26 protein-coding genes and 2 pseudogenes are annotated in these 25,941 nt (G+C 68.4%); 15 read left to right on the top strand and 13 right to left on the bottom strand.

The features are described 5' to 3' along the window. The first annotated feature begins 19 nt into the window (after positions 1-19). A complete protein-coding gene (locus SNE35_RS03925) occupies positions 20-2,041 on the top strand; it encodes a M13 family metallopeptidase (protein ID WP_320421534.1) in 2,022 nt (673 codons plus the stop codon). A gap of 29 nt (positions 2,042-2,070) precedes the next feature. Here SNE35_RS03925 and SNE35_RS03920 read toward each other — a convergent pair whose 3' ends face one another. From SNE35_RS03920 to metK, 5 genes are all read right to left on the bottom strand, one after another. Next, a complete protein-coding gene (locus SNE35_RS03920; protein ID WP_320421533.1) occupies positions 2,071-2,334 on the bottom strand; it encodes a hypothetical protein in 264 nt (87 codons plus the stop codon). 32 nt (positions 2,335-2,366) lie between these two features. Continuing rightward, positions 2,367-3,740: an aldehyde dehydrogenase family protein gene (locus SNE35_RS03915; protein WP_320421532.1), complete on the bottom strand. Its 1,374-nt coding sequence runs from the start codon at positions 3,738-3,740 to the stop codon at positions 2,367-2,369. 24 nt (positions 3,741-3,764) lie between these two features. Next, positions 3,765-4,535: an SDR family oxidoreductase gene (locus SNE35_RS03910; RefSeq protein ID WP_320421531.1), complete on the bottom strand. Its 771-nt coding sequence runs from the start codon at positions 4,533-4,535 to the stop codon at positions 3,765-3,767. 128 nt (positions 4,536-4,663) lie between these two features. Beyond that, a complete protein-coding gene (locus tag SNE35_RS03905; RefSeq protein WP_320421530.1) occupies positions 4,664-5,143 on the bottom strand; it encodes a GNAT family N-acetyltransferase in 480 nt (159 codons plus the stop codon). 12 nt (positions 5,144-5,155) lie between these two features. Next, positions 5,156-6,337: a methionine adenosyltransferase gene (gene metK, locus SNE35_RS03900; RefSeq protein WP_320421529.1), complete on the bottom strand. Its 1,182-nt coding sequence runs from the start codon at positions 6,335-6,337 to the stop codon at positions 5,156-5,158. Between the two features lie 136 nt (positions 6,338-6,473). Here metK and SNE35_RS03895 point away from each other — a divergent pair, with 136 nt between their 5' ends. The 8 genes from SNE35_RS03895 (at position 6,474) to SNE35_RS03860 (ending at position 14,867) form a co-directional block, all read left to right on the top strand. Further along, positions 6,474-7,364 (top strand): lysophospholipid acyltransferase family protein, encoded by an 891-nt coding sequence (locus SNE35_RS03895; protein WP_320421528.1) that lies wholly within the window; start codon positions 6,474-6,476, stop codon positions 7,362-7,364. Between the two features lie 7 nt (positions 7,365-7,371). Continuing rightward, positions 7,372-8,235 carry a diaminopimelate epimerase gene (gene dapF / locus SNE35_RS03890; RefSeq protein ID WP_320421527.1) on the top strand — a complete coding sequence of 288 codons (864 nt, stop codon included), beginning with the start codon at positions 7,372-7,374 and terminating at the stop codon, positions 8,233-8,235. Next, positions 8,232-8,957 (top strand): DUF484 family protein, encoded by a 726-nt coding sequence (locus SNE35_RS03885; RefSeq protein WP_320421526.1) that lies wholly within the window; start codon positions 8,232-8,234, stop codon positions 8,955-8,957. The genes dapF and SNE35_RS03885 overlap by 4 nt, the downstream gene beginning before the upstream one ends. Beyond that, positions 8,938-9,900: a tyrosine recombinase XerC gene (locus SNE35_RS03880; protein ID WP_320421525.1), complete on the top strand. Its 963-nt coding sequence runs from the start codon at positions 8,938-8,940 to the stop codon at positions 9,898-9,900. Before SNE35_RS03885 ends, SNE35_RS03880 begins: the two co-directional genes overlap by 20 nt. Positions 9,901-9,916: 16 nt before the next feature. Continuing rightward, positions 9,917-11,476 (top strand): hypothetical protein, encoded by a 1,560-nt coding sequence (locus SNE35_RS03875; protein ID WP_320421524.1) that lies wholly within the window; start codon positions 9,917-9,919, stop codon positions 11,474-11,476. 4 nt (positions 11,477-11,480) lie between these two features. Continuing rightward, a complete protein-coding gene (locus SNE35_RS03870; protein WP_320421523.1) occupies positions 11,481-12,665 on the top strand; it encodes a class I SAM-dependent rRNA methyltransferase in 1,185 nt (394 codons plus the stop codon). A gap of 88 nt (positions 12,666-12,753) precedes the next feature. Next, on the top strand, positions 12,754-13,419 hold the full coding sequence (locus SNE35_RS03865) for a response regulator transcription factor (RefSeq protein WP_320421522.1): 666 nt from the start codon (positions 12,754-12,756) through the stop codon (positions 13,417-13,419). Then, on the top strand, positions 13,416-14,867 hold the full coding sequence (locus tag SNE35_RS03860) for a sensor histidine kinase (RefSeq protein WP_320421521.1): 1,452 nt from the start codon (positions 13,416-13,418) through the stop codon (positions 14,865-14,867). The genes SNE35_RS03865 and SNE35_RS03860 overlap by 4 nt, the downstream gene beginning before the upstream one ends. A 12-nt stretch (positions 14,868-14,879) precedes the next feature. Here the strand turns inward: SNE35_RS03860 and SNE35_RS03855 are convergent, their stop codons facing one another. Then, positions 14,880-15,086 carry a hypothetical protein gene (locus SNE35_RS03855; RefSeq protein WP_320421520.1) on the bottom strand — a complete coding sequence of 69 codons (207 nt, stop codon included), beginning with the start codon at positions 15,084-15,086 and terminating at the stop codon, positions 14,880-14,882. A 182-nt stretch (positions 15,087-15,268) separates the two neighbouring features. On the opposite strand from SNE35_RS03855, the gene SNE35_RS03850 reads away from it, so the two are divergent. After that, positions 15,269-15,829 (top strand): thymidine kinase, encoded by a 561-nt coding sequence (locus SNE35_RS03850; protein WP_320421519.1) that lies wholly within the window; start codon positions 15,269-15,271, stop codon positions 15,827-15,829. 27 nt (positions 15,830-15,856) lie between these two features. Here SNE35_RS03850 and SNE35_RS03845 read toward each other — a convergent pair whose 3' ends face one another. Both SNE35_RS03845 and SNE35_RS03840 read right to left on the bottom strand, forming a co-directional pair. Next, complete coding sequence (locus tag SNE35_RS03845) at positions 15,857-16,096, bottom strand: hypothetical protein (RefSeq protein WP_320421518.1); 240 nt, start codon at positions 16,094-16,096, stop codon at positions 15,857-15,859. Positions 16,097-16,254: 158 nt separating this feature from the next. Further along, positions 16,255-17,013 carry an enoyl-CoA hydratase/isomerase family protein gene (locus SNE35_RS03840; RefSeq protein ID WP_320421517.1) on the bottom strand — a complete coding sequence of 253 codons (759 nt, stop codon included), beginning with the start codon at positions 17,011-17,013 and terminating at the stop codon, positions 16,255-16,257. A gap of 68 nt (positions 17,014-17,081) precedes the next feature. Between SNE35_RS03840 and SNE35_RS03835 the strand changes: the two genes are divergently transcribed. The 3 genes from SNE35_RS03835 to SNE35_RS03825 are packed head-to-tail and all read left to right on the top strand — an operon-like array spanning position 17,082 to position 20,602. Beyond that, positions 17,082-18,119, top strand: coding sequence for a branched-chain amino acid ABC transporter permease (locus tag SNE35_RS03835; RefSeq protein WP_320421516.1), 1,038 nt, complete (start codon positions 17,082-17,084; stop codon positions 18,117-18,119). Position 18,120: 1 nt separating this feature from the next. After that, positions 18,121-19,875, top strand: a complete 1,755-nt coding sequence (locus SNE35_RS03830) for a branched-chain amino acid ABC transporter ATP-binding protein/permease (protein ID WP_320421515.1) — start codon at positions 18,121-18,123, stop codon at positions 19,873-19,875. Between the two features lies 1 nt (position 19,876). Continuing rightward, positions 19,877-20,602 (top strand): ABC transporter ATP-binding protein, encoded by a 726-nt coding sequence (locus SNE35_RS03825; RefSeq protein WP_320421514.1) that lies wholly within the window; start codon positions 19,877-19,879, stop codon positions 20,600-20,602. Positions 20,603-20,605: 3 nt separating this feature from the next. On the opposite strand, the gene SNE35_RS03820 is transcribed toward SNE35_RS03825, so the two are convergent. After that, entirely contained in the window at positions 20,606-21,298 is a 693-nt protein-coding gene (locus SNE35_RS03820) for a Bax inhibitor-1/YccA family protein (RefSeq protein ID WP_320421513.1), read from the bottom strand. A gap of 4 nt (positions 21,299-21,302) precedes the next feature. Next, positions 21,303-22,052 (bottom strand): TerC family protein, encoded by a 750-nt coding sequence (locus tag SNE35_RS03815; RefSeq protein WP_320421512.1) that lies wholly within the window; start codon positions 22,050-22,052, stop codon positions 21,303-21,305. Between the two features lie 76 nt (positions 22,053-22,128). Between SNE35_RS03815 and nhaR the strand changes: the two genes are divergently transcribed. Next, on the top strand, positions 22,129-23,034 hold the full coding sequence (gene nhaR / locus SNE35_RS03810; RefSeq protein ID WP_320421511.1) for a transcriptional activator NhaR: 906 nt from the start codon (positions 22,129-22,131) through the stop codon (positions 23,032-23,034). Here nhaR and SNE35_RS03805 read toward each other — a convergent pair. Then, positions 23,018-23,431 (bottom strand): annotated as a pseudogene (locus SNE35_RS03805) (VOC family protein); the annotation flags it as partial. The gene nhaR and the pseudogene SNE35_RS03805 sit on opposite strands and share 17 nt — an antisense overlap. A gap of 63 nt (positions 23,432-23,494) precedes the next feature. Next, positions 23,495-23,908, bottom strand: a pseudogene (locus SNE35_RS03800) (YciI family protein); the annotation flags it as partial. A 159-nt stretch (positions 23,909-24,067) separates the two neighbouring features. Here SNE35_RS03800 and SNE35_RS03795 point away from each other — a divergent pair. Continuing rightward, positions 24,068-24,463, top strand: a complete 396-nt coding sequence (locus tag SNE35_RS03795) for an MAPEG family protein (protein WP_320421510.1) — start codon at positions 24,068-24,070, stop codon at positions 24,461-24,463. Here the strand turns inward: SNE35_RS03795 and SNE35_RS03790 are convergent. Then, positions 24,432-25,928 carry a glycine betaine ABC transporter substrate-binding protein gene (locus SNE35_RS03790; RefSeq protein WP_320421509.1) on the bottom strand — a complete coding sequence of 499 codons (1,497 nt, stop codon included), beginning with the start codon at positions 25,926-25,928 and terminating at the stop codon, positions 24,432-24,434. The genes SNE35_RS03795 and SNE35_RS03790 overlap by 32 nt on opposite strands. Positions 25,929-25,941 lie beyond the last annotated feature (13 nt).

Genomic DNA, 25,941 nt, shown 5'->3' with positions numbered 1-25,941 from the left:
TTCCAACCGCAGGTTCGCCATGGCTTTCCCCCGCACCCTCCTGGCCCTCGCCGCCGCAGCCGCCCTCGCGCAGGGCGCCCAGGCGCAGGTCTTCAAGCCCGACGTCGACACCAGCGTCTCGCCCTGCGCCGACTTCAACGGCTATGTCAACAACCGCTGGGTCGCCGCGAACCCGCTGCCGTCCGACAAGACCCGCTGGGGCGCCTTCGACAAGCTGGCCGAAGAGAGCCTGAACGCGCAGCGCAGCCTGGTCGAGAACGCCGACAAGGGCGCCGACAAGGCGCAGGCCGGCTCCATCGAGCAGAAGATCGGCTGGTTCTACCGCGCCGCGATGGACGAGGCCGCGATCGAGCGCGCCGGCTTCGAGCCGATCAAGCCCGAACTGGCATCGATCGCCGCGCTGAAGAAGCCGGAAGACATCGCCGCCTGGCTGCGCCAGAACCACGCCAGCGGCAACGGCCTCGGCTTCTACTTCGGCGCCGGCGCCGACTTCAAGAACGCGCAGAAGCAGGTCGGCTTCGCCCACCAGGGCGGCCTGAACCTGCCCTCGCCCGAGTACTACTCGAAGGACGAATACAAGGACAAGCGCGCCGCCTACGTGGCCCACGCGGCCAAGCTGTTCGAGCTGACCGGCGTGGCGCCCGAGGCCGCCAAGGCCAAGGCCGAGAACGTGCTGGCCTTCGAGACGCGGCTGGCCGCCAACTCGCTGCTGCCGGTGGAGCTGCGCACGCCCGAGAACCAGTACAACATGATGACGATCGCCGAAGCCAACAAGGTGACGCCGCACTTCGACTGGGCGGCCTACTTCAAGGCGCTGGGGGTGGATGTCGGTGGCAGCTTCTCGTTGTCGCAGCCGAAATTCTTCGCCAATTTCGACGCGATGCTGGTGGACGTGCCGGTCGAGCAGTGGCGCGACTACCTGGCACTGCACACGATCGACAACGCGTCCAGTGGACTGTCCAAGGCCTTCCAGGAAGAGAACTTCGCCTTCTACGACAAGACCCTGAAGGGCCAGCCCGAGATGGCCGCGCGCTGGAAGCGGGCGCTCGGCGCCGTCAACGGCGGCATGGGCCAGGCGCTCGGCCAGCTCTACGTGAAGGACTACTTCCCGCCCGAGGCCAAGGCCCGCGCGCAGGTGCTGGTGGACAACGTCCGCGCCGCGCTGAAGGAGCGCATCGAGAAGCTTGACTGGATGACGGCCGAGACGAAGACGAAGGCGCTGGAGAAGTGGAGCACCTTCCTGCCCAAGATCGGCTACCCGGACAACTGGCGCGACTGGAGCGGCCTCAGCGTCAAGGGCAACGACTACTTCGGCAACCTGCGCGCCGCGCGGACCTTCAACTACCGCTACAACCTCGCCAAGATCGGCAAGGCCACCGACCGCTACGAGTGGAGCATGACGCCGCAGACGGTCAACGCCTACTACAGCCCGAGCACCAACACGATCAACTTCCCCGCCGCGATCCTGCAGCCGCCGTTCTTCTACGCCAAGGGCGACGACGCGCTGAACTACGGCGGCATCGGCGCCGTGATCGGCCACGAGGCGTTGCACGGCTTCGACGACAAGGGCAGCCAGTTCGACGGCCAGGGCAACAACCGCAACTGGTGGACCAAGGACGACCGCGAGCGCTTCGACGCGCGCGCGCAGCGCCTGATCGACCAGGCCAGCAGCTACGCGCCGCTGGCCGCCTTCCCCGACAAGAAGGCCAACGGCAAGCTGACCCTGGGCGAGAACATCGCCGACCTGGGCGGCCTGAACGTCTCGTTCGACGCGCTGCAGAAGGCCGACGGCGGCAAGCCCGATCCGAAGATCGACGGCTTCAGCCGCGAGCAGCGTTTCTTCATGAGCTTCGCCACCGTCTGGGCCGGCAGCATCCGCGACCAGGCGCAGCTGGTGCGGCTGAACACCGACCCGCACGCGCCCGCCGGATTCCGTGCCTCGGCCTCGCCGTCGAACATGCCGGCCTTCGCGAAGGCCTTCTCATGCAAGGCGGGCGACGCGATGGTGCGCGGCGACGACGTGCGCGTGCAGATCTGGTGATGTGATGCCGGGCGGTTCGGCGTTGTCGGTCAGACCGACGGCGCCAGCCGCCACGCTGCCAGCGCGGCGATCACTGCCGGCACGGCGAAGTTGAGCAGCAGGATCGGCAGCTCGTCCTTCACGCTGTAGCCGGCGTGCGCGACGCCCACCCACATATTGAGCGCGGCGATGAGCAGCCAGACGGGGATGAAGACCTTGGCGGCCAGCGCCATGCCCACGCCCCAGTGCCAGCCGAACATCAGGAACACGGCGAGCTGGACGACGCCGGCGATCAGGACGATGAGGATGTGCATGGTGAGAGTGGTCGCGTGGGGAGAAGAGGGGCTCAGCCGAACAGGCGCAGCGTAGCGTCGATGTCCTTGCCGGCATAGGGCGGGAAGACGTCCAGCGGCACGTCGGGGTTGCCGATCAGCATCGCCTTGGTGTTGGACAAGGCATCGAAGCCGGCCTTGCCGTAGTACTTGCCCATGCCGGAGCTGCCGACGCCGCCGAAGGGCAGGCTGTCGATCCAGCAGTGCAGGTTGGTCTGGTTCGCGCAGCCGCCGCCGAAGGAGACGCTGCCGAGGAAATAGTCAATCGCCGCCTGGTCCTTGCTGAAGATGTAGGCGGCCAGCGACTTCGGCTTTCGCTTGATCGTCTCGACCACGTCCTTCAGGTCGTCGTAGGGCAGCACGGGCAGCACCGGGCCGAAGATCTCCTGCTGCATCGCGGGATCGTCCCAACTGCTCGGGTAGAGCACGGTGGGCTCCACGTAGCGGCCCGGCACGTCGAAGCGCCCGCCGTGCACCACCTTCTCCGGCAGGATGTAGGAGGCCACGCGCTCGGCGTCGTGCGTCGAGATCATGCGAGCGAAGTCGGGGCTCTGGCTCGGGTCCTCGCCGTACATCGCCACCAGCGAGCGCTTCAGGCGGGCGATGAACTCATCCGCGATCGAGCGGTGCACATAGACGTAGCCCGGCGCGATGCACCATTGGCCGGAGATCGCGTTGTGGCCCCAGGCGATGCGGTCCACCGCGATGTCGAGGTTGGCCGTGGCGTCGACGACGGTCGGGTTCTGGCCGCCCAGCTCCAGCACCATCGGTGTCAGGTGTTCCGCCGCGGCCCGCATGACGACCTTGGCCACGGCCGTGCTGCCGGTGAAGAATATGAAGTCCCAGGGCAGCTCCAGCAGCGCGCTGATTTCCTCACGCCCGCCGGTGACGATGCTGACCGCCTCTGGCTCAAAGTAGAGCGGCACCAGCTGCTGGAACAGCGCGGCCACGCGCGGCGTCGTGTTGGCCGGTTTCAGCACCACCGTGTTGCCCGCGGCCAGCGCCGCGATGGCGGGGTCCAGCAGCAGCAGGATCGGCGCGTTGAACGGGCCGATCACCAGGGTCACGCCGTAGGGTTCCTTCAGGATCAGGCCGCGGTTCCCGGTGGCCTCCAGGCCCTTGGGAATCTCCACCGGCTGCGGCTTCATCAGCTCGGCCAGGTTGCGCCGGTAGTAGTCGATCACGCCCAGCGGCACGGTGATCTCGAAGCGCTGCTCGAAGGGAGGCTTGCGGAAGTCTTCGTAGAGCGCGTCGCAGAAGGCCTGCTGGTTCTCGCGAAGCAGGCGCTCCATCCGGTCGAGCTGATCAAGCCGCCACTCGATGCCCTTGGTGGCATCCTCGAGGAAGAAGGCCTTCTGGCGGTCGAGCAGGGCTTGATAGCGGTTCATGGTGGAGCGCCTCCGTGGTTGGCTTCAGCGCGTCGTGTAGCCGCCGTTGGCGAAGATCGTCTGGCCGGTGATCCACCAGCCCTCGGTCACCAGGAAGCGGACCAGCGGGGCGATGTCCTCGATGTCGGTGAGGCCGGTCTTCGAGTACTTGCTGAGCGCGGCGGCCGTCTTGTGATACGCCTGCGCATCCGACGATTCCTGGCCGTAGAAGAAGGAGGTATCCATCGGGCCGGGACCTACTGCCGTGACCGAGATGCCCCGGTCGCCGAACTCCTTGGACGCGGCGCGCGTGTAGTGCTCGACCGGTGCCTTGCTGCCGGGATAGACGCTGTAGTAGGGCGTGTAGGCGGCCAGCAGAGAGCTGACGATGGTGCAGATGCTGCCCTGGTCTTCCAGCACGCGGCCGGCCTGCTGCATGAAGAAGAATGCGGCCTTCGCGTTCGCGTCGAAGCTCTTGTTGTAGTCCGCCTCGGTGACTTCGAGCATCGGCTTTTTGATGACGACACCGGCCGTGTTGATGGCGACGTGGACCGCGCCGAAATGCGCCTTGGCCTGGTCGAACATCGAGGTGGTGTTGGCGACGACGGCGAGGTCGCCCTGGAAGACGATGACGTCGGCGCCCTTTTCGCGCAGCGCGCCGGCCGTTTTCTCGGTCTCCGCCTTGGAGGCGGCGCTGTTGTAGTGGAGGAGGAAGCCGGTTGCGCCGGCATCCTGGAATTCCTTGGCGATCAGTGCGCCGAGGTTCTTGCCGCCACCGGCGATGACTGCAACCTTGCCCTTGAGATCCTTTGCCATGTGCTGCTCCTTGAGTGGGGCAGCCAGCTTAGGGGCGGCAGTCCGCGAAATGTGTTGCGATTCAGCGAGACCCCCTAGCTTGTCAGTGCGCACCTGCGCCGGACTCGCGTAGAGAAGTATCCGGATATTTACTTGGCAGACGGAGGCTCAAGTGGCAGTTCGAGGACCACCTCAGTGCCGTCCATCCGGCCGGTGTGGCGGAAGCCCAGGCTCAGGTAGAAAGGCTCCGGGCAGCCGGGACCGGGTACGTAGGAGAGCGACAGCTTGTCAAAGATGCGGCGTTCGCGCACCTGCTCGATGACCTGCAGCAGCGCCGCGCGTGCGATGCCCCGGCCCTGGAAGCGCCGGTCGACCATGAAACGCCAGAGGCCGATCTCGGGATGCGGCGGCCTCGGCGTCAGCAGGGACTGATCGTCCAGCATGAGGAAGCCGACCGGCTCCTCAGCTAGATAGATCGCGCGATACCAGGCCGCAGGCGCGAACAGCGCCTGCGCCAGCGAGATCGCATTCGGCGCCACGAAGCCCTTCTGCGACTCGCTCACCTCCAGCCGGCAGACCGCGACCACCGTGTCCGCGGTGATCGGGCGCAGGGTGACTGCGGGGTCCAAGCCTCGGAGGCCTTACAGGCCGGCCGCTGCGCGCAGCGCCGCTGCCTTGTCCGTCCGCTCCCAGGTGAACTCGGGCTCCTCGCGGCCGAAGTGGCCATAGGCCGCGGTCTTCGAGTAGATCGGGCGCAGCAGGTCCAGCATCTGGATGATGCCCTTCGGGCGCAGGTCGAAATGCTCCTGCACCAGGGCCGAGAGCTTCTCGTCGGAGATCACGCCGGTGCCTTCGGTGTAGACCGTGACGTTCATCGGGCGGGCCACGCCGATCGCGTAGGCCACCTGGATCTGGCACTGGCGGGCGAGGCCGGCGGCGACGATGTTCTTCGCCACGTAGCGCGCCGCGTAGGCCGCGGAGCGGTCCACCTTGCTCGGGTCCTTGCCGCTGAACGCGCCGCCGCCGTGCGGGCAGGCGCCGCCGTAGGTGTCGACGATGATCTTGCGACCGGTGAGGCCGCAATCGCCCTGCGGGCCGCCGATGACGAAGCGGCCGGTCGGGTTGATCAGGTACTTGGTGTCCTGCAGCCACTCCTTGGGCAGCACCGGCTTGATGATCTCCTCGATGATGGCTTCATTGAAGCTGGCCTTCATCTTGGTCGGCGTCTCGCTCTGGTCGGGGCTGTGCTGGGTGGACAGCACGACGGTGTCGATGCTGTGCGGCTTGCCGTCGACGTAGCGCATCGTCACCTGGCTCTTCGCGTCGGGGCGCAGGAAGGGCAGGCGGCCGTCCTTGCGCAGTTGCGCCTGACGCTCGACGAGACGGTGCGCGTAGTAGATCGGCGCGGGCATCAGTTCCGGCGTCTCGTCGCAGGCGTAGCCGAACATCAGACCCTGGTCACCGGCGCCGGTGTTCAGGTGGTCGTCGCTGGCGTGGTCCACGCCCTGGGCGATGTCGTTGCTCTGCTTGTCGTAGCAGACCATCACCGCGCAGCCCTTGTGGTCGATGCCGTACTCGGTGTTGTCGTAGCCGATGCGCTTGATCGTGTCGCGGGCGACCTGGATGTAGTCGACGTGCGCGTTCGTCGTGATCTCGCCGGCGAGGACGACCAGGCCGGTGTTCGTCAGCGTTTCGGCGGCGACGCGGCTGCGCGGGTCTTGCGTGAAGATCGCGTCGAGGATCGCATCGGAAATCTGGTCCGCGACCTTGTCGGGATGGCCTTCGGAAACGGATTCCGAGGTGAAGAGGAAGTCGTTCGCCACTTTTACACTCCTGGATTGCTGTTGATCGGCGTTGCCGTGCAAACCTTTAGAAGCCGCGGCGAACGCTTTAGCAGGATTTTTTAATCGCCCCGCAAGTTGTTCAGTAACTCGGCGATGGGCCGGATTATAGAAAGATATGTTGCTTCTGTTCCGCCTGCTGGCCCGAATGCCCCTGCCAATCCTTCACGCAATGGGGGCTTTGGCGGGCTGGCTCACCTACCTGGGCTCGCCCACCTACCGCGAGCGCTTCCGCGCCAACGTGGCGGCGGCGGGCCTGCCGTGGGCGGCTTGCCGCCCGGCCATCGCCGCGGCGGGGTGCATGATCACCGAGACGCCGTGGCTGTGGCTGCGCCCGCCCGCCGAGCGGCTCGGCGCGCTGGTGCGCTGGGAGGGGACGGAATTCGTCGAGGCCGCACGGGCGCAGGGGCGGGGCGTGCTGTTCCTGACGCCGCACCTGGGCTGCTTCGAGATCACCGCGCAGGCCTATGCCGAGCGCTACTGCAGCACCGATTCGCCGATCACCGTGCTGTACCGGCCGGCGCGCAAGGACTGGCTGAAGCGGGTCGTCGACGATTCGCGCGGCCGCCCGGGCCTGGCCACCGCGCCGGCCTCGCTGGCCGGCGTGCGGCAGATGATCCGCGCGTTGCGCCAGGGCCAGACGATCGGCCTGCTGCCGGACCAGGTGCCGCCGGACGGCCTCGGCGTCTGGGCGCCGTTCTTCGGCAAGCCGGCCTACACGATGACCCTGGCCGCGCGGCTGGTGCAGCAGACCGGTGCCGTGCTCCTGCTGATCTGGGGCGAGCGCCTGCCCGGCGGGCAGGGCTTTGCCGTCCATGTGATGCCGGCGCCTGAGCTGCCACCGGCCGAGGCCGGTGCGGAAGCCGCAGCCACGGTGATCAACGGCGCGATGGAATCGATGATCCGCAATGCGCCGGGGCAGTACCTGTGGGGCTATCACCGCTACAAGTCGCCGCGCGGGTTGGACATCGGCGCCGCCCCCGTGTCCGATGCGGGCGCCCAGCGATAATCACCCGATGAGATTCCGCTTCACCAAGATGCAGGGCGCGGGCAACGATTTCGTGGTGCTGGACGCCACGGACGGCCTGCCCGCCGAGCTGACGCCCGAGCGCGCCCGCCGGCTCGGCGATCGCCGCTTCGGCGTCGGCTGCGACCAGATCCTGGTGATCGAGCGCAGCACCACTCCGGGCGTCGATTTCCGCTACCGCATCTTCAACGGCGCCAGCGGCGACGAGGTCGAGCATTGCGGCAACGGCGCCCGCTGCTTCGTCCGCTACGTCAACGAGAAGGGCCTGTCGGACAAGCGCAGCATCAAGGTCGAGACCGTCAATGCGCTGCTGGAACTGCGGCTGCGCGAGGACGGCCGCGTCAGCGTCGACATGGGCGCGCCGGTGTTCGAGCGCGATCGCGTGCCCTTCGATGCGAAAGGCCTGGCCCCGCGCCCGGTCGGCGGCTTCGAGCTGTGGCCGCTGGAAGCGGGCGCCGAGACAGCCGTGCTGTCGATGGGCAACCCGCACGCCGTGCTGCGCGTGGACGGCGACGTGGACGCGGCGCCGGTCGAGACGCTGGGCCCGCGGCTCGAGCGCCACCCGCGCTTTCCGCGCAAGGTCAACGTTGGCTTCATGCAGATCGTCTCGCGCAGCGAGGTCCGCCTGCGCGTGTTCGAGCGCGATGCCGGCGAGACGCTGGCCTGCGGCACCGGCGCCTGCGCGGCCGTCGTCGCCGGCATCCGCGCCGGCTGGCTGGACGAAGCGGTCGAGGTGCACACCCGCGGCGGCGACCTGCGCATCGAATGGGCCGGCAATACCGAGGGCCTGGGCGCCCGGGTGTTGATGACCGGCCCGGCGGCAACTGTTTTTGAGGGAGAAATCGAGCTGTGAGCACTACAACGCCCGTTGGCACGCCAGTCATTGGCGAACAGGACATCGCCCATTTCCTGGCCACCACGCCCGGCTTCTTCGAGCGCCATGCCGAGCTGCTGGCCACGATCCAGCTGAGCCATCCGCACGGCGCGCGCGCGGTGTCGCTGCAGGAGCGCCAGGCCGAGATGCTGCGCGACAAGATCAAGGGCCTGGAGTCCAAGATCATGGAGATGATCCGCAACGGCCAGGAGAACGTCGGCATCGCCGACCGGCTGCACCGCTGGACGACGACGCTGATGCTGACGCAGGACGCTGCCGCCGTGCCCGCCGTGCTGCTGCGCGAGCTGCGCCATGAATTCATCATCCCGCAGGCCGGGCTGCGCCTGTGGGGCGTGGGCGAGGCGCATGCCGGCGCCGAGTTCGCCCAGGCCGTCGGTGCCGACGTCAAGAGCTTCGCGGCCAGCCTCAGCTCGCCCTACTGCGGCGTCAACTCCGGCTTCGAGGCCGCGCGCTGGCTGGCTGAGGATGGCCCGACCGCCTCGCTGGCCCTGATCCCGCTGACGCGCCAGCTGGACGGCGGCGCGCAGCAGAGCTTCGGCCTGCTGGTGCTGGGTTCGCCCGATCCGACGCGCTACACGGCCGAGATGGGCACCGAGTTCCTGGCCCGCATCGGCGACATCGCCAGCGCGGCCCTGGCGCGGCTGCTGCCGGCGGCGGGCGATGGAAGCGGCGGCCGTTAAGGAACTGCCGCCGCTGGCACCACCGCTGGCCGCGTACCTCGATTTCATCCGCGTCGAACGCAAGCTGGCGCCGCGCACGCAGGCGCTGTACGAAGACGGCCTGCGTCGGTTGCAGGACTTCGCCGAGCATGACGGCATCGAGCCCAGGCGTCTGCAGATCAACCAGGCGCGGCGCTGGATCGCTCGCCTGCATGGCCAGCAGCAGCTGGCGCCGCGCAGCATCTCGTTGCTGCTCTCGATCTGGCGCGGCCTGTATCGCTGGTGGGGGCGGCAGCAGCTCGTCGCGCTGAACCCGTTCGACGGCCTGCGCGCGCCCAAGGCCGGCAAGCCGCTGCCCAAGGCGCTGGGCGTCGACGATGCCATGCAACTGGCCGAGCATCACGCCCCCGCTGCCGACCCGGCGACCGAGGCCCGCGATGCCTGTATCGTCGAGCTGCTCTACGGCTGCGGGCTGCGGATCGGCGAGCTGGTCGGTCTCGATGCCGTCGTCGATTCAACCTCGCTGGGCTGGCTGGACCTGCTTGGCGCCGAGATCTTCGTGCTCGGCAAGGGCAGCAAGCGCCGCAGCGTGCCGCTGGGCAAGGCGGCGCTGACTGCCTTGGAAGCCTGGCTGGCCCGGCGCGCCGCGCTCGCCATGGCCGGCGAGGCGGCGCTGTTCGTCGGCCGGCGCGGCGCGCGGCTGCAGGCCCCGCAGATCCGCCAGATGCTCAAGCAGCGCGCCTTGGCTGCCGGCATGCCCGCGCACGTGCATCCGCACATGCTGCGCCATTCCTTCGCCACCCACCTGCTGCAATCCAGCGGCGACCTGCGTGCCGTGCAGGAGCTGCTTGGCCATGCGCACATCACGACGACCCAGGTCTACACGCAGCTGGACTTCCAGCATCTCGCCAAGGTCTACGATGCGGCCCATCCGCGGGCCAAGAAGAAGAGCGGCCCCGCCTGAAAATTCCTCCAGCTCCATGCCTTTTTCCATTCCCCGCCTGACGGCCCTGTGCCTGTCCTTGACCCTCGCCCTGTCCGTGTTTCCGGCGCTGGCCGACCCGATGGACCAGCCGCAGCCCTTTGCGCGCCCGGGGCCGACGCACCCCGGCGCCATCGAGGCGAGCTGGACCTCGGTGCGCCTGCCCTCCGGTGACCACACGGCGCTGCTGGGCCTGAACTACTTCGTCGCGCTGGACGAGGACTGGGGCGTCGGCCCGGCCGTCTACGGCGCGGCCAAGGGCAATTACGGCGGCATCTTCACAATGGGCTTCGCCGTGCAGCGGCGCTGGCGCATCGGCGCGCATGCGCACATCTCCGCGGGCCTTTACGCCGGCGCCGGCGGCGGCCTCAGCTCCAACTCGCTGAGCTTCGGCGGCGGCCTGATGCTGCGGCCCGAGCTGGCGCTGCACAACGAGTTCGACAACGGCTGGTACAGCGGCGTCACCTGGTCGCGCGTGCGCTTCCCCAGCGGCAATGTACGCAGCAGCAGCCTCGGGTTCGTGATCGGCAAGGCGCAGGATTTCGGCAGCTTCTCGCCGCAGGACTCCGGCCGCCCCGGCGCCGGCAGCGCGCGCAGCGGCTTCGGCTTCGACGAGGTGGTGCTGTTCGGCGGCGCCTACAAGCCCAGCGGCAGCTCGCGCAACCGCAGCGGCGCGCCGATGACCGGCAAGCTCGGCACGGCCGGCGCCGACCTGCGCCAGTACATCGCCGACGGCAGCTGGTGGGCGGCCGAGGCTGCCGGCGCAGCCCAGGGTGGCTCCGACGGCTACATGCAGCTGCTGCTGAAGGCCGGCCAGGACTGGCCGCTCGGCAACACCGGCCTGCGCGCCGGTGCCGAGCTGGGCATCGGCCTGGGCGGTGGCGGCAATATCGACACCGGCAATGGCTGGATCGCCAGCGTCGGCCCGAGCGTGCGCTGGCAGACGCCCTGGGGTGCTTCACTGCATCTCGACGCGGGGCTGACGCGTTCCTTCTCCGGACACTTCAGCGCGCCCTTCCTGCGCCTCGGCCTGGGCCTGCCGCTGGATCAGTTGCCCTCGCCGTTCGCGCCGGAGAGCCAGAACACCGGCACCGTGCTCACCCAGCAGCTGATGATGAGCGCGCAGCACCTGCAGCACGTCCGCTTCAAGGACGGCAGCAGCGCGCCCGTCACTGAGCTGGCCCTGCTGATGACGCGCGAGCTGAGCTCGAACGTCTACGGCGTGGCCCATGCCGGCAGCGCGGCCATCGGCCATGCGGGCGCCTATTCCTTCGGCCTGTTCGGCCTGGGCCTGCAGACGCGGGCCTATGCCTTTGCCGGCCAGCAATTGCGCTTCGGCGCCGAGGCGCTGGTGGGCGCCGGCGGCGGTGGCGGCGTGGCGGTGGGCGGCGGCGCGATCGGCCAGGCCGAGGCCTGGGCCCAGCTGGAAGCCGACCGCCTGCGCCTGCGCCTGGGCGTCGGCGACTGGCGCACCTTGCGCGGCGCCGACCAGCAGTCCTCGCCGATGATCAACCTGTCGCTGGGCTACGCCTTCGGCACGCTTGCACGGGGCCAGTAAGTCGATGAAAAAGATCGTCATCCGCGCCGGCAAGGAACGCTCGCTGCAGCGCCAGCACCCCTGGGTCTTCGAGGGCTCAGTCGCCCGCGGCGGCGCCGACCTCGGCGAAACGGTGCGCGTCGAATCGGCCGAGGGCGTCTTCCTCGGCTGGGGCGCATTCAGCCCGCAGTCGCTGATCCGCGTGCGGATCTGGAGCTTCGATGAGGCCGAGCGCATCGACGCGGCCTTCTTCGAGCGCCGCATCGCCCGGGCCCTTGCCGTGCGTGCCCGGCTGCCGATCGCGTCCGACGCGGTGCGGCTGATCCACGGCGAAGCCGATGGCCTGCCTGGCCTGATCGTCGATCGCTATGCCGACACGCTGGTCGCGCAGTTCGGCGCCGCCGGCGTCGAGCGCTGGAAAAAGGCCATCGTGCCGGCGCTGCTGGCCCAGACCGGCCTGACGCGCCTGTACGAGCGCTCGGACGCCAGCTCGCGCGGCCTCGAAGGCCTGCCCGAGAGCACCGGCTGGCTGGCCGGCGAGGGCACCACCGAGCTGACGATCCGCGAGCACGAGTGGCGCCTGTCGATGGACGTGGCCGAGGGCCACAAGACCGGCTATTACCTCGACCAGCGCGACAACCGCAAGCGCTTCGCCGAGGCCGTGCGCCACTACGGCTGCAAGACGATGCTGAACTGCTACAGCTACACCGGTGGCTTCTCGGTCGCCGCGCTGGCCGGCGGGGCGGAGGAGGTCATCAGCGTGGACTCCTCGGCGCCGGCGCTGGCCCGCGCGGAAGCGCATGTCGCGCTGAACGGTTTCGAGCCGGCGCGGCATCGCGCGATGGATGCCGACGTCAATGCGACCTTGCGCCGATTCCTGCAGGAAGGTCGTCAGTTCGACGCTATCGTGCTGGACCCGCCCAAGTTCGCCCCGACTGCCGCGCATGCCGAGCGCGCGGCCCGTGCCTACAAGGACATCAACCGCCTGGGCCTGATGCTGCTGGCGCCGGGCGGCGTGCTGTTCACCTTTTCGTGCTCGGGCGGCGTCGGGCCGGAGCTGTTCCACAAGATCGTGGCGGGTGCCGGTCTGGATGCCGGCGTCGACGGCTTCATCGTCGACCGTGTCGGCGCGGCGCCCGATCATCCGCAGACCATCCGTTTCCCCGAGGGCGAGTACCTGAAGGGCCTGATGATCCTCAAAAGTGTGTAAAGGCTGACGAAGGCCTGACCCGGCGTCGATCGGCTCGGGCTCATATTCGTTGCCTTCCCGTCAGCCGAAATGCGGTAAGTTCGCGCCCATGCGAATCCTTGTTGTCGAAGACGACGCCCTGCTGAGCCAGACCATGCGGCGCAGCCTCAGCGAGGCGAATCATCATGTGGACGTGGCGTCCAACCTCGCCCAGGCCGAGCACTTCTGGCGTGTCCAGGAGTTCGATGCGGTGCTGCTGGACCTGAGCCTGCCCGATGGCAGCGGGCTGAAGGCGCTGCGCGAGGCGCGCGCCCGCGGCGACCGCACGCCGGTGCTGGTCCTCACCGCGCGCAACCGCACCGAGGAGCGCATCGCCGGGCTCGATGCCGGCGCCGACGACTACCTCGGCAAGCCCTTCGATCTCGCCGAGGTCGAGGCGCGGCTGCGCGCGCTGGTGCGCCGCCGGCTCGACCTGACGGACCAGGCCCGCGTCGGCGCCTTGCTGCTGGACCGCCGTGCCCGCCGCGCCTTCATCGGCAACGATCCGCTGGACCTGCCGGCGCGTGAGTTCGAGGTGCTGTGGGAGCTGATGTCGCCGCCCGGCCGCGTCGTCAGCAAGACCAGCCTGTCCAACAAGCTCTCGGACTTCGACGAAGCGCTCGGCGCCAATGCGCTGGAGGCCTTCATCTCGCGGCTGCGCAAGAAGCTGTCGGGCAGCGGCGCGGGCATCCGTACCCTGCGCGGCCTCGGCTACGTGTTGGAGATCCAGGCTTGACCGACGCGGCGGCGCCGTTGCCGCCATCGGTGCCGCCATCGCCACCGTCCCTGCGCGCACGCCTGCTGCGCAACGTGCTGGCGCCGCTGCTGCTGACCTGGCTGCTCGGCACGGCCATCATCGTGGGCGTGGCGCACTATTTCACCGAGCGCGCCTTCGACCGCGCCATCCTCAGCGACGCCTACCTGCTGGCCTCGCGGATCAAGATGCAGGGCCGCGAGGCGGTGCTGGACCTGTCGCCGGCGGACCTCAACACGGTGCTGTACGACCAGCAGGAAACCCAGTACTTCTCGATCCTCTATCCCAACGGCCGGCTGCTGGCCGGCGAGCCGGGGCTGGACCATCCGGCCGTCAACGATGACGCCGGGGGCGAAGGGGAAGGCGAGGCTCATTTCATGTCGATGCAGCGCCATGGCGTGCCGCTGCGCGGCGTCATGCTGGCGCGTTCGACGCCGGTGCCGCTGCGGATCATCGTGGCGCAGACGACGCACAGCCGCCAGGCGCTGCTGAACCAGCTGATCGTGTACGCGGCGCTGCCGCAGCTGGTGCTGCTCGCCGTGCTGGCCGTGTGGCTGCAGCAGGGCATCCGCCGCGACCTCGCACCGCTGCAGGCGCTGCAGGCCAGCGTCGAGCGCCGCGACGCGGCGGATCTGACACCACTGCCGCCGATGGCCGGCGAGCGGGCGCGTACCCGCGAGGTGGATGGCCTGGCCGGCTCGGTCAACCGCCTGCTCGGGCGCATCGACGAGGGCGTGCGCGCGCAGCGCGAGTTCGCCGGCACGGTGGCGCACGAGCTGCGCACGCCGCTGGCCGGCTTGCGTGCTGCGGCCGAGTACGGCCTGGCGCAGGACGACCCGGCGCGCTGGCGCGAGCAGTTGCAAGCGGTGCTGCAGGGGCAGTTGCGCGCCAGCCGCCTAGTGGACCAGTTGCTGGCGCTGGCGCTGGCGGACGAGGCGCAGAACAGCCGCATGCTGCAGCCGGTCGCCCTGGGCGAGCTGGCGCGGGACGTGGTGCTGCAGTTCCTCGCGCGCGCCGATCGGGCCGGCGTCGAGCTCGGCGCCAGCGGGCTCGATGCGCCGCTGCGCGTCATGGCCGATCCGGGCCTGCTGGAGGGCTTGCTGTCCAACCTGCTCGACAACGCCCTGCGCTACGGCAAGCCGAACGAAGGCCGGGCGACTCTGAGCGTGGACCTGAGCGAAGAGGCCGATGGTGTGCGCCTGAGCGTGACCGACAACGGCCCCGGCATCGAGCCGGGCCAGCGCACCGCGCTGCTTCTGCGCTGGAAGCAGGGGTCGGACAACCAGCGCCTGGGCCTCGGCGCGGGCCTGGGCCTGTCCATCGTCGACCGCTATGCGCAGCTGATGCAGGCAACGCTGGCGCTGGACAGCGGTCCCGGCGGGGCGGGTCTGCGCGTCAGCGTGCTGTTTCCCAGATTGGCCGCCGGCTGAGGCGGCAGGCGTTTACTTCACCGGGGTGTTGCAGGAGGGCTTGCAGACCACCTCGGTGCGGCCGAGAACGCGCATCGATTGCAGGCTGCTGGGTGGACGGTGCTTGCCGCACTTGAAGCAGGAGCGGGTGTGGCCGCTGCCGAGGAAGGGGGAACCGCCCACCTTGGATTCGTAGCGCAATCCGTCGGTGCTGACGCTGGTGAAGGTGTCTTTGCTCATGGCTGGATATGCAGGTTCGCGAGGCCGGCTGCCTGACACCGGGTTGGTGATGGCAGCCTGGGGTTGCTACTTCCCTCCTGAACCATGTTAGGCCGCGAGTGTGACGATGCCTCTGCTCGCTTGCCCTCGGTTTCGGTCTTTCGGCGACGGAGGAGCCCGTGTTCACGGGGGACAATTCACCGATGGCCAAGCTCTTTTTTCGCTACGCGGCAATGAATGCCGGCAAATCGACTGCCCTGTTACAGGTGGCGCACAACTACGAGGAGCGCGGCCACCGCGTTCGCCTCTTCACGGCGGAGGTCGACGACCGCTACGGGCGCGGCATGATCACCTCGCGGCTGGGGCCGCAGCGTCCGGCGGAGGAGTTCAACGGGGCGACCGACTTCCGCGCGCTGCTGACGGTCGATGCGGGCCTGGCCTGCGTGCTGATCGACGAGGCGCAGTTCCTGACCTCGGCCCAGGTCTGGGCGCTGCACGAGCTGGCGCACGTGCACGACCTGCCGTCGATCTGCTATGGCCTGCGCACGGACTTCCGGGGCGAGCTGTTCCCCGGTTCGGCGGCGCTGCTGGGGCTGGCCGACGAGCTGGACGAGATGAAAACGATCTGCGAATGCGGCCGCAAGGCGACGATGAACATGCGCATCGATGCCAGGAACCAGAAGGTCACCGAGGGCGCGCAGATCGAGATAGGCGACAACGCCCGCTACCGTGCGGTATGCGGGCGTTGCTTCAGGCTAGCCTGAGGCGGGCCAGAGTGCGAAGGAGCGGAATCAGCTCTTGTTGCTGAGTTGCTCCTCCAGCTCCTTGCAGCTGGGCGAGCAGACGGGCTGGGACTTGCCCAGCAACTTCTTCGACTTGAGCATCGCGCGTGGGCGATGCTTGCCGCACAGGAAGCACGACATGGTCGCCGCGCCGAAGGAAGAGGTCGCCGCGAAGGGCGAGCCGGGCGCTTTAGAGCGGTAGCGCAGACCATCTGCTTCGATGGTCGTTTTAGTACTGTCCTTGGCCACGCTGGTCCTGATCTTTGGTTTGGTGAGAAAACTGCTTGCCACCCGGGGAGGACGGCGGCGCGCCGGCTGGCGGCCCGTCTATTTTCGCTCATATCCGAACGAACCCGTCCTAGGCAAAGCCCCGAGCCGTCAGATCGGGGCAATTCGCCCCGTTTCAATCAGCGTCCGACGAAGCGCGGCGGACGCTTTTCGGCCCAGGCGGCAACGCCTTCGGCGAGGTCCGCCGAGTCGCGCGAAATGGCCAGATCGGTCTCCAGCGCAGCCACGTCCAGCGCGCCGCGGGCGATCGCGTTCAGGTGCTTCTTCATGCCCAGCAGCGCCAGCGGTGCCATCGCGAGCAGTTGATCGCGCAACTGCTCGACGGCGGCTTCCAGTGCCGCCGTATCAGGCAACAGGCGATCGAGGAAGCCGCTCTGCAGCATCGCATCGGCATCGAGCGTCTCGCAGGCCAGCAGCACGCGCTTGGCCCAGCCGGGGCCCAGGCGCGTGACGTAGCGTTCGAGCCCGCCGCGGTAGAAGTGCAGGCCCAGCCGTGCGGCCGGCACGAACATCTCGCAGCCGGGCATGCCCAGGCGGAAGTCGCTGGCCAGCGCGAGGTCGGTGGCACCGCCGTAGACGCCGCCGTGGATCGCCGCGATGGTCACCGGCCGAGCGGCCTCCCAGTCGTTGGCGAGCTGCTCGAACAGCGCGCCGGCATCGACGCCGGGCACCGCGCCGATGTTGAAGCCGCTGCAGAAATGCTTGCCCTCGGCCGCCAGCACGAGCACCCGCACGGCCTCGGCGGCGTTCACCTCGGCGAGCTGCTCGCGCAGCGCTTGCAGGTCGGAAATTTCCAGCCGGTTCGCCAGGCGCGGGCGGCGCAGCGTGATGCGCGCATGGGCGCCTTCGATCTGCAGCAGCGGGGAAAGTCCTGGCATCGTGGCGTAAGGCTCGGTTGGGTGCGCAGTGTAGAGTCGCCGCACAAGACGGAGCGAGACAGAGAGAGATGGACTTTTCAATCGCGAGCATCCTGATGCTCGATGGCGTGACCAACGGCGCCGTTTACGCGCTGCTGGCGCTGGCCACCGTGCTGGTCTTCGCGGTCACGCGGGTGATCTTCATTCCGCAGGGCGAGTTCGTCGCCTTCGCCGCGCTGACCTTGGCGAGCCTGCAACTGGGCAAGACGCCGATGACTGCGCCCTTCCTGCTCGTGTTGGCGCTGATCGTCGCGGTGCTCGACACGGTGACGGGCCTGCGCGAAGGCCTGCCGGTCGTGCGCGTGCTCAAGCGCGTGCTCGGCGCGGCGGTCGCGCCGGTGCTGATCGGCCTCGTCGCGCTGTGGGCCGGGCCGCGGCAGTTACCGCTGCTGCTGCAGGTGCTGCTGACCTTGGCCATCGTCACGGCGATCGGCCCGCTGGTCTACCGGCTGGCCTACCAGTCGCTGGCCGATGCCTCGGTGCTGGTGCTGCTGATCATCTCGGTCGGCGTGCATTTCGCGCTGACGGGCCTGGGCCTCGTGTTCTTCGGTGCCGAGGGTTCGCGCAATCCGAGCTTCTGGGACGCCAGCTTCAACGCCGGGCCGCTGTTCTTCTCGGGCCAGACCATCATCATCCTGCTGGCCTCGATCGCGCTGATCGTCTGCCTGTGGCTGTTCTTCGAGAAGAGCCTGTACGGCAAGGCGCTGCGCGCCACGGCGGTGAACCGGCTCGGCGCGCGGCTGATGGGCATCTCCAGCACGGCGGCGGGCAAGCTCTCGTTCACGATGGCGGCCTTCATCGGCGCGCTGTCCGGTGTGCTGATCAGCCCGACGACGACGATCTTCTACGACAGCGGCTTTCTGATCGGGTTGAAGGGCTTCGTCGCCGCGGTGTTCGCGGGCCTGGCGAGCTATCCCGGTGCGGCGCTGGGCGCGGTGCTGGTGGGCCTGCTGGAATCGTTCAGCTCCTTCTGGGCCAGCTCGTTCAAGGAGGTGATCGTGTTCACCTTCATCCTGCCGGTGCTGCTGTGGCGGTCCTTGCGCGATCCGCACCAGGAGGAGCACTGACATGAGGCGCGCGCTTCTCGTGGCGGTCCTGATCCTGCTGTTCGCGCTGCCGGCGCTGCCGGTGCCGGAGTTCTGGATCACGCAGCTGAACTACATCGGGATGTTCTCGCTGGTCGCGCTGGGGCTGGTGCTGCTGACCGGCATCGGCGGGCTCACCTCCTTCGGCCAGGCCGCTTTCGTCGGCATCGGCGCCTATGCGACGGCGCTGCTGACGACGCGCTACGGCCTCTCGCCGTGGCTGGGGCTCGTCGTCGGGCTCGCGGTCACCGTCGTCGTCGCGCTGGTGCTGGCGCTGCTGACCCTGCGCATGTCCGGCCACTACCTGCCGCTGGCGACGATCTGCTGGGCGCTGAGCCTGAACTTCACGATGGCGAACATGGAGTTCCTCGGCAAGTACGACGGCCTGCTGGGCGTGCCGGCGCTGTCGATCTTCGGCTTCAGCCTGCGCGAGGGCCGTGGCATCTACCTGCTGATCTGGGCGATCGCCGTGCTGGCGGCGCTGGGCGTTCGCAATCTGCTCGACTCGCGCCCCGGCCGCGCGATCCGCGCGCTGAACGGCGCGACGACGATGGCCGAGGCGATGGGCGTCTCGACCTTCCGCTACAAGGTCATCATCTTCGTCGTCGCGGCGATGCTGGCCTGCATCTCCGGCTGGCTGTTCGCGCATGTGCAGCGCACGGTCAATCCGAGCCCCTTCGGCCTGAAGATGGGCATCGAGTACCTGTTCATGGCGGTGGTCGGCGGGGTCGGCACCGTCGGCGGCGCCTTCGTCGGTGCGGCCGTCTTCAAGGTGATCGAAGACCAGTTGAAGGAGCTACTGCCGGCGCTGCTGGGCGGCAGCGGCAACTACGAGATCATCGTGCTGGGCATCGTGCTGGTGCTGATCATCAAGTACGCGCCGAAGGGCCTGTGGCCCTATGTGGCGAGTCGCTTCCCGGCGGCGCCGCGTGCGCGCAGCACGGCCGAGCGCTTGAGTGCGGGCGCGAAGCCGCAGCCGGGCGAGTTGCTGCTGGACGTCGACAAGGTGCGCAAGGAGTTCGGCGGGCTGGTGGCCGTCAACGACGTGTCCTTCCAGATCCGTGCCGGCGAGATCGTCGGCCTGATCGGACCCAACGGCGCCGGCAAGTCGACGACCTTCAACCTCGTCTCCGGCGTGCTGTCGCTGACGCGCGGGGCGGTGAGCTTCCGCGGTGGCCGGGTCAGCGGGCTGCCCTCGCGCGAGATCGCACGGCGCGGCATGTCGCGCACCTTCCAGCACGTGAAGATGATCGCGGACATGACGGTGCTGGAGAACGTCACGCTGGGTAGCTACCTGCGCGGATCGAGCGGCACCGCGCGCGCGATGCTGCGCCTGGACCGTGCCGAGGAGCTGCGCCTGTTCGCCGAAGCCGAGGTGCAACTGGAGCGCATCGGCATGGCTGCCCAGATGCACGAGCTGGCCGGCAACCTGGCGCTGGGCCCGCAGCGCCTGATGGAGATCGCCCGCGCGCTGTGCAGCGATCCGGCGCTGCTGCTGCTCGACGAGCCGGCCGCCGGCCTGCGCCTGAAGGAGAAGCAGGCGCTGGCCGAGGTGTTGCGCCAGTTGAAGCGCGAAGGCATGAGCATCCTGCTGGTCGAGCACGACATGGAGTTCGTCATGGGCCTGACCGATCGCATCGTCGTGATGGAGTTCGGCACCAAGCTGATCGAGGGCACGCCCGACGAGGTGCAGGCCAGCCCCGCGGTGATGGCCGCCTACCTGGGCACGGAGCACTGAGATGTCGGACCTGCTGAAAGTCTCCAACCTGCACGCCGGCTACGGCCGCGCCGAGGTGCTGACTGGCCTGAACCTGCGCCTGCCCGAAGGCAGCGTCGTCACCGTCATCGGCCCCAACGGTGCCGGCAAGAGCACGACGCTGAATGCGCTGATGGGTGTGCTGCCGAGCAAGGGCCAGGTCTTGCTGGCCGGCGAGGACGTGTCCACGCTGGGCCTGGAGGAACGGGTGATGCGCGGCATGGCCCTGGTGCCCGAGAAGCGCGAGCTGTTCACCACGATGAGCGTGGAGGACAACCTGGTGCTGGGCGGCTTCCGGCCGATGAAGCTCGGCCGGCGCGACTGGCGCGAGGGCCTGGAGAAGGTCTACACGCTGTTCCCGCGGCTCAAGGAGCGGCGCGAGCAGCTGTCGGGCACGCTCTCCGGCGGTGAGCGGCAGATGCTGGCCGTGGGCCGCGCGCTGATGGCGCAGCCGAAGCTGCTGATGCTCGACGAACCCAGCCTCGGCCTGGCCCCACTGATCGTCAAGGAGATCTTCCGCATCGTCTCGACCCTGCGCGACCAGGGCGTGTCGATCCTGCTGATCGAGCAGAACGCCCGCGCGGCGCTGGAAGTGGCCGACTACGGCTACGTGCTCGAGACCGGCGAAATAGGACTCGAGGGTCCTGCCGCCGAGCTGGCGAAGGACCCTCGAGTGATCGAGACCTACCTGGGGAAGAAGGCCGCCTGAGCTTTACTCGTCGCGCGAGCCGCCGAAGATGCCCAGCAGGCTCAGCAGCGACTGGAACACGTTGTACAGGCTCAGGTAGACGCCCAGCGTGGCGGTGATGTAGTTCGTCTCGTAGCCGTCCTGCACGCGCTTGAGGTCGTGCAGGATGAAGGCCGAGAAGATGCCGATGGCCATCACCGACAGCGTGATCATCAGCGCGCTCGACTGCAGGAACACGTTGGCGATGCCGGCCACCATCAGCATGATCGCGCCGATGAACAGCCACTTGCCCATCGTGCTGATGTCGCGCTTGATGATGGACGACAGCGAGGCCATGCCCAGGAAGATCGCGCCGGTGCCGGCGAAGGCCGTCATGATCAGCGAGGCGCCGTTCGACAGGCCCAGCACCATGCCGACCAGGCGCGACAGCATCAGGCCCATGAAGAAGGTGAAGGCCAGCAGCACCGGCACGCCGGCGGCCGAGTTCTTCGTCTTCTCGATCGCGAACATGAAGCCGAAGGCGCCGGCCATGAAGACGACCAGGCTGACCATCGGCGACATCATCTGGGCGAAGCCTGTGGCCACGCCGATGCCGGCGCCGAGCACCGTCGGGATCATCGAAAGCGCCAGCAGCCAGTAGGTGTTGCGCAGCGTGCGGTTGCGGGTGGCCGAATCGGCCTCCACGTAGCCGTAGTAGTTCTGGATGTTCGAGTTCATGATTTCACGACTCCTTCGGTTGCAGGGAAAGGTTGCGCTTGCCGCGGGCGCGGATGTTGAGTGCCTCGACACCCAACGAGAAGGCCATCGCGGCATACAGATAGCCCTTGGGAATGTGGACGTCGAAGGCCTCGGCCGTCAGCGCCATGCCGACCATCACCAGGAAGGCCAGCGCCAGCACCTTCACGGACGGGTGGCGGTCAACGAAATCGCCGATCGGCTTGGCGGCGAACAGCATCACGGCGACGGCGGCGATCACGGCTGCCACCATCACGCCCAGGTGGTCGACCATGCCGACGGCGGTGATCACCGAGTCGAGCGAGAACACGATGTCGATCACCGCGATCTGCGCGATGGTGGACAGCATGGCCGCGCCGGCCTTCTTCGCCACGGAACCGTCGGCCTCGCCGTGGGCGCCGGGCGCCTCCACTTCGGTATAGATCTCGTGCGTGGCCTTGTAGAGCAGGAACAGGCCGCCCAGCAGCAGCACCAGGTCACGCCCGCTGAGCCCAAAGCCGGCGAAGTGGAACAGGTCGGCCGTCAGGCCCATCACCCAGCTCAGCGAGAACAGCAGCAGCAGGCGGGTCAGCATCGCGAAGCCCAGGCCCAGCCGGCGCGCGAGGTCGCGCTGCGCCGCGGGCAGGCGGCTCACCAGGATCGAGATGAAGATGATGTTGTCCACGCCCAGGACGATTTCCAGGCTGGTCAGCATCGCGAAGGCGATCCAGAGGTTGGGGTCGAGAAGGAATTCCATAGCCTCGGAATTTAGTGACTTCGATACTTCGCGTAAATTCTCTATTTCGGAACAAAAACTCAGAGAAAACAGAAGTATGAATTTCAACCACCTTCGTTATTTCTGGGCCACCGCCAAGGCCGGCGGCGTGATGCGCGCTGCTGAGCAGCTGCACACGACGCCGCAGACCTTGTCCACGCAGATCAAGCTGCTGGAGGACCGGCTGGGCTGCGCGCTGTTCCGCAAGGCCGGCCGGCGGCTGGAGCTGACCGACGACGGCCGCGTGGCGCTGGGCTATGCCGAGCAGATCTTTTCGCTGGGCGCCGAGCTGGAGGCCGCGATCGGCCGTTCGCGCAGCGGGCCGGCCGTGCTGGACCTGCGCGTCGGCATCGCCGACCAGGTGCCCAAGTCGATCGCCTACCGGCTGCTGGAGCCGGCGCAATCGATCGAGGAGCCGGTGCGGCTGATCTGCCACGAAGGCAAGATGCAGGATCTGCTGGCCCAGCTCTCGGTGCACCGGCTGGACCTGCTGATCGCCGACGAGCCGATGGCCCGCAAGCTCAGCGTCAAGGCCTTCAGCCATCCGCTGGGGCGCACGGCGATGAGCTTCTTCGCCGCGCCGAAGCTGATCGAGGCGGGGCTGTCGGGCCGCTTCCCGAAGTGCCTGGACGGCGCGCCGATGCTGATGCAGGGCGCGGCTTCCGCGATGCGCCAGCGCCTGGACCTCTGGCTGGCGGACAAGGGCGTGCATCCGCGCTTCGTCGGCGAGTTCGACGACGCGGCCCTGCTGACCGCCTTCGGCCGCGAGGGCAGCGGCGTGTTCATGGCGCCGACGGTGCTGGAGGCCGAGACCTGCCAGCAGTTCGGCGTCCAGGTGCTGGGCCGCACGACCGAACTGGTCGAGGAGTTCTACGCGATCTCGGTCGAGCGGCGCATCACGCACCCGGCGGTCGTGGCGATCACCGAGGCGGCCCGGGGGCAGTTCCTCACGGCTTCGGCATAGAGGCCATCATCTTCTGCAGCCGTTCGTGCAGTTGCTCGGGTGTCGGGTCTTCCTTGTGCGTGGACAGCATCCACTGGTGGCCGAACGGGTCGGTGATGCTGCCGCTGCGGTCGCCCCAGAACTGGTCCATCAGCGGCATGCCCTGCTTGGCTCCGGCGGCCAGCGCGGCGGCGAAGATCGGGTCGACGTCCGGGAAGTAGAGCGTGGTGCTGGACGACGTACCGCCGACGGCCAGCGGGCTGAGGGCACCGAACTGCGGCCGCTCTTCGGTCAGCATGAAATGCGCGGGCCCGACCTTCAGCTCCGCATGCATCGGCTTGCCTTGCGGATCATCGAGCCTCAGCACGAGTTCGGCGCCGAAGACTTTTCGGTAGAACTCGATGGCTGCATTGGCATCGCGGATCGTCAGGTAGGGCAGGGCTCCACGCACAGATGGCACCGGCGGTACCGGCGCCACAGCCTGGAGCTGGGCACGCAGCCTTTCCTCCTGCTCGCGCAGCTCGGGCGTGAACTCGGCGCCGAAGTCCTCGGCCTCGAAGACCTGGCGGATCTCGATCTCGCTGTCGCCCGGCATCGGGTTCGGGCAACGCTTGACCCACTCGATCGCCTCTTCGCGGGACTTGACAGTCCACATCCAGAAGCCGGCCACCAGTTCCTTGGTCTCGGCGAAGGGGCCGTCGACGACGGTCCGCTCCTTGCCGGAGAAGCGCACGCGCGCGCCCTTGCTGCTGGGCTGCAGGCCTTCGCCGGACTGCATGATGCCGGCCTTCACCAGCTCTTCGTTGTAGGCGCCCATCGCTGCCAGCAGTTCGGTGCTGGGCATCACGCCGGCTTCGCTGTCGGCGGTGGCTTTGACGAGGATCATGAACTTCATCGCGGATCTCCTTCTGGAAACGTGAAACGAATCTTGCATCGCATTGGGACGACGAACGGGCCGCCCGCAAATCGACAAGCGGGTTTGCGATGAGATGCAAAGAGGCGGGCAGGTCTTCAAATCAACCGGGCTAACTCTCTAGCAACGGAGATCATGGCCATGAAAGCAGAGCTGAGCTACCTCACCTGGGTGACCTGCCTGACCGGCGTCATGTGGATGCCCTACGTGATCGACCGGCTGAAGGCGCGCGGCATGCTCGACGCATCCGGTTACCCGACCGATCCGAAGCCTCAGGCGGCCTGGGCGCAGCGCCTGATGCGTGCCCACCTGAACGGCGTGGAGAACCTGGTGGTCTTCGCCACGCTGGTGCTGGTGGCGCAGTTCGCCGGCGTCGGCGGCCCGCAGGTGGTGGCGGCCTGCGAGATCTACTTCTGGGCCCGCCTCGTGCACGCGATCGGCTGCGTGTTCGCGATCCCCTGGGTGCCGACCTTGGCCTTCACCGTCGGCTTCGGCGCGCAGGTGGTCATCGCGACGGCCCTGCTGCGCGTGGCCTGACAAGCGCAGCGAGGCCGAACAGCGCCTCGAACAGCAGGGCCAGCGCAGCGGCGGGCAGGGCGCCGGCCAGCATCAGCGTGCGGTCGTTCAGCGCCAGGCCGGTGACGATTCGCTCGCCATAGCCGCCGGCGCCGATGAAGGCGGCGATCGTCGCGGTGCCCACGGCAATGCTGGTGGCCGTGCGGATGCCGGCGACCAAGGTCGGCATCGCCAGCGGCAGCTCGATGTGGCGCAGCCGCTGCAAGCCGGTGAGGCCCAGCGCGGTGCCGGCCTGCTTCAGGCCCTGTGGCACTTCGGCCAGGCCCGTGCAGCAGTTGCGCATGATCGGCAGCAGCGAGTAGAGCGTGAGCGCCAGCAGTGCCGGCACGGCGCCGATGCGGTCGGTGGCGGAGATCAGCATTGCCAGCAGCGCAATCGAGGGCACCGTCTGCATCAGACCGGCGACGCCGAGCGTGAAGGCTCGCGCACCGGCATGCGGGGCGACCAGCACCGCCAGCGGCACGCCGATCAGCACGGCGGCCGCTACCGAGGCCAGCACCAGCCCGAGGTGTTGCCAGGTGAGGCGCGCCAGGTCGGGTCCGGTGATGCGAGCCCACAAGCCACCCGGCGCCGCGGTGCCGGAGGCCGCGCCGGACAGGTGTTCACGCGCGATCTGTTCGAAGCCGATGCCCTTCAGTTCGGCCTGCGCATTCATCGCCACCATGCTGCGCTCGTCGATGCTGTCCTTGAGCTTCTGCAGCGCGGCCCAGGCGACGGGGAAGCGCTGCGGCACGTCGAGCCGGTACAGCACCACCGCGTCATAGCGCGGAAAGTAGGCGTGCTCGTCCTGCAGCGCAACGAGGCCCAACTGCGCGATCTTCGCGTCGGTCGTGTAGATGTCGATCGCGTCGACCTGGCCGGCCGCCAGCGCGTCGTAGGCCAGGCCGTGGTCCAGGCCGGTGGGCTGCTGCGGCAGTGCGTAGCGGCGCGCCAGACCCGGCCAGCCGTCGGCGCGGCCGATGAACTCGTTGCTGAGGCCCAGCTTCAGCGTCGGATGGGCGGCCAGGTCGGAGAGCTTGGCGATGCCCAGGCGCTTGGCCACATCGGCACGCATCGCCAGCGCATAGCCGTCGTTGAAGCCCAGCGGCAGGTCCATGCCGAGGCCGAGCTTCTCCAGCTGCGCACGCATGGCTGCGGGGCTGGAGGGCTTGTCGTTGCCGAGGATCTCGCGGTCGATCGTGCCGAGGTACTCGGGATAGAGATCGATGCTGCCGGCGCGCAGCGCGGCATAGACGATGGCGGTGTTGCCCAGCCCCGGCTTCACCTCCGCCTGCGCCCCGGCCTGGCGTGCCGTCTGCGCGAGAACCTCGGCGAGGATGTAGGACTCGGTGAATCGCTTGGAACCGATGCGCAGCGGCGGCTCGGCGGCGGCGATCGGGAGAACGGACAAGGCGAGGGTCAGCAGGACGAGTAGGCGACGGAGCATCCGGCCAGCATCG

Origin of the sequence: Roseateles agri, from assembly GCF_034043675.1 — a bacterium.
In the GTDB taxonomy this organism is placed as follows: Bacteria; Pseudomonadota; Gammaproteobacteria; order Burkholderiales; family Burkholderiaceae_C; genus KK5.
Note: the sequence above shows the minus strand (reverse complement) of the source record. Positions and strands in the feature narration are given on the sequence as shown.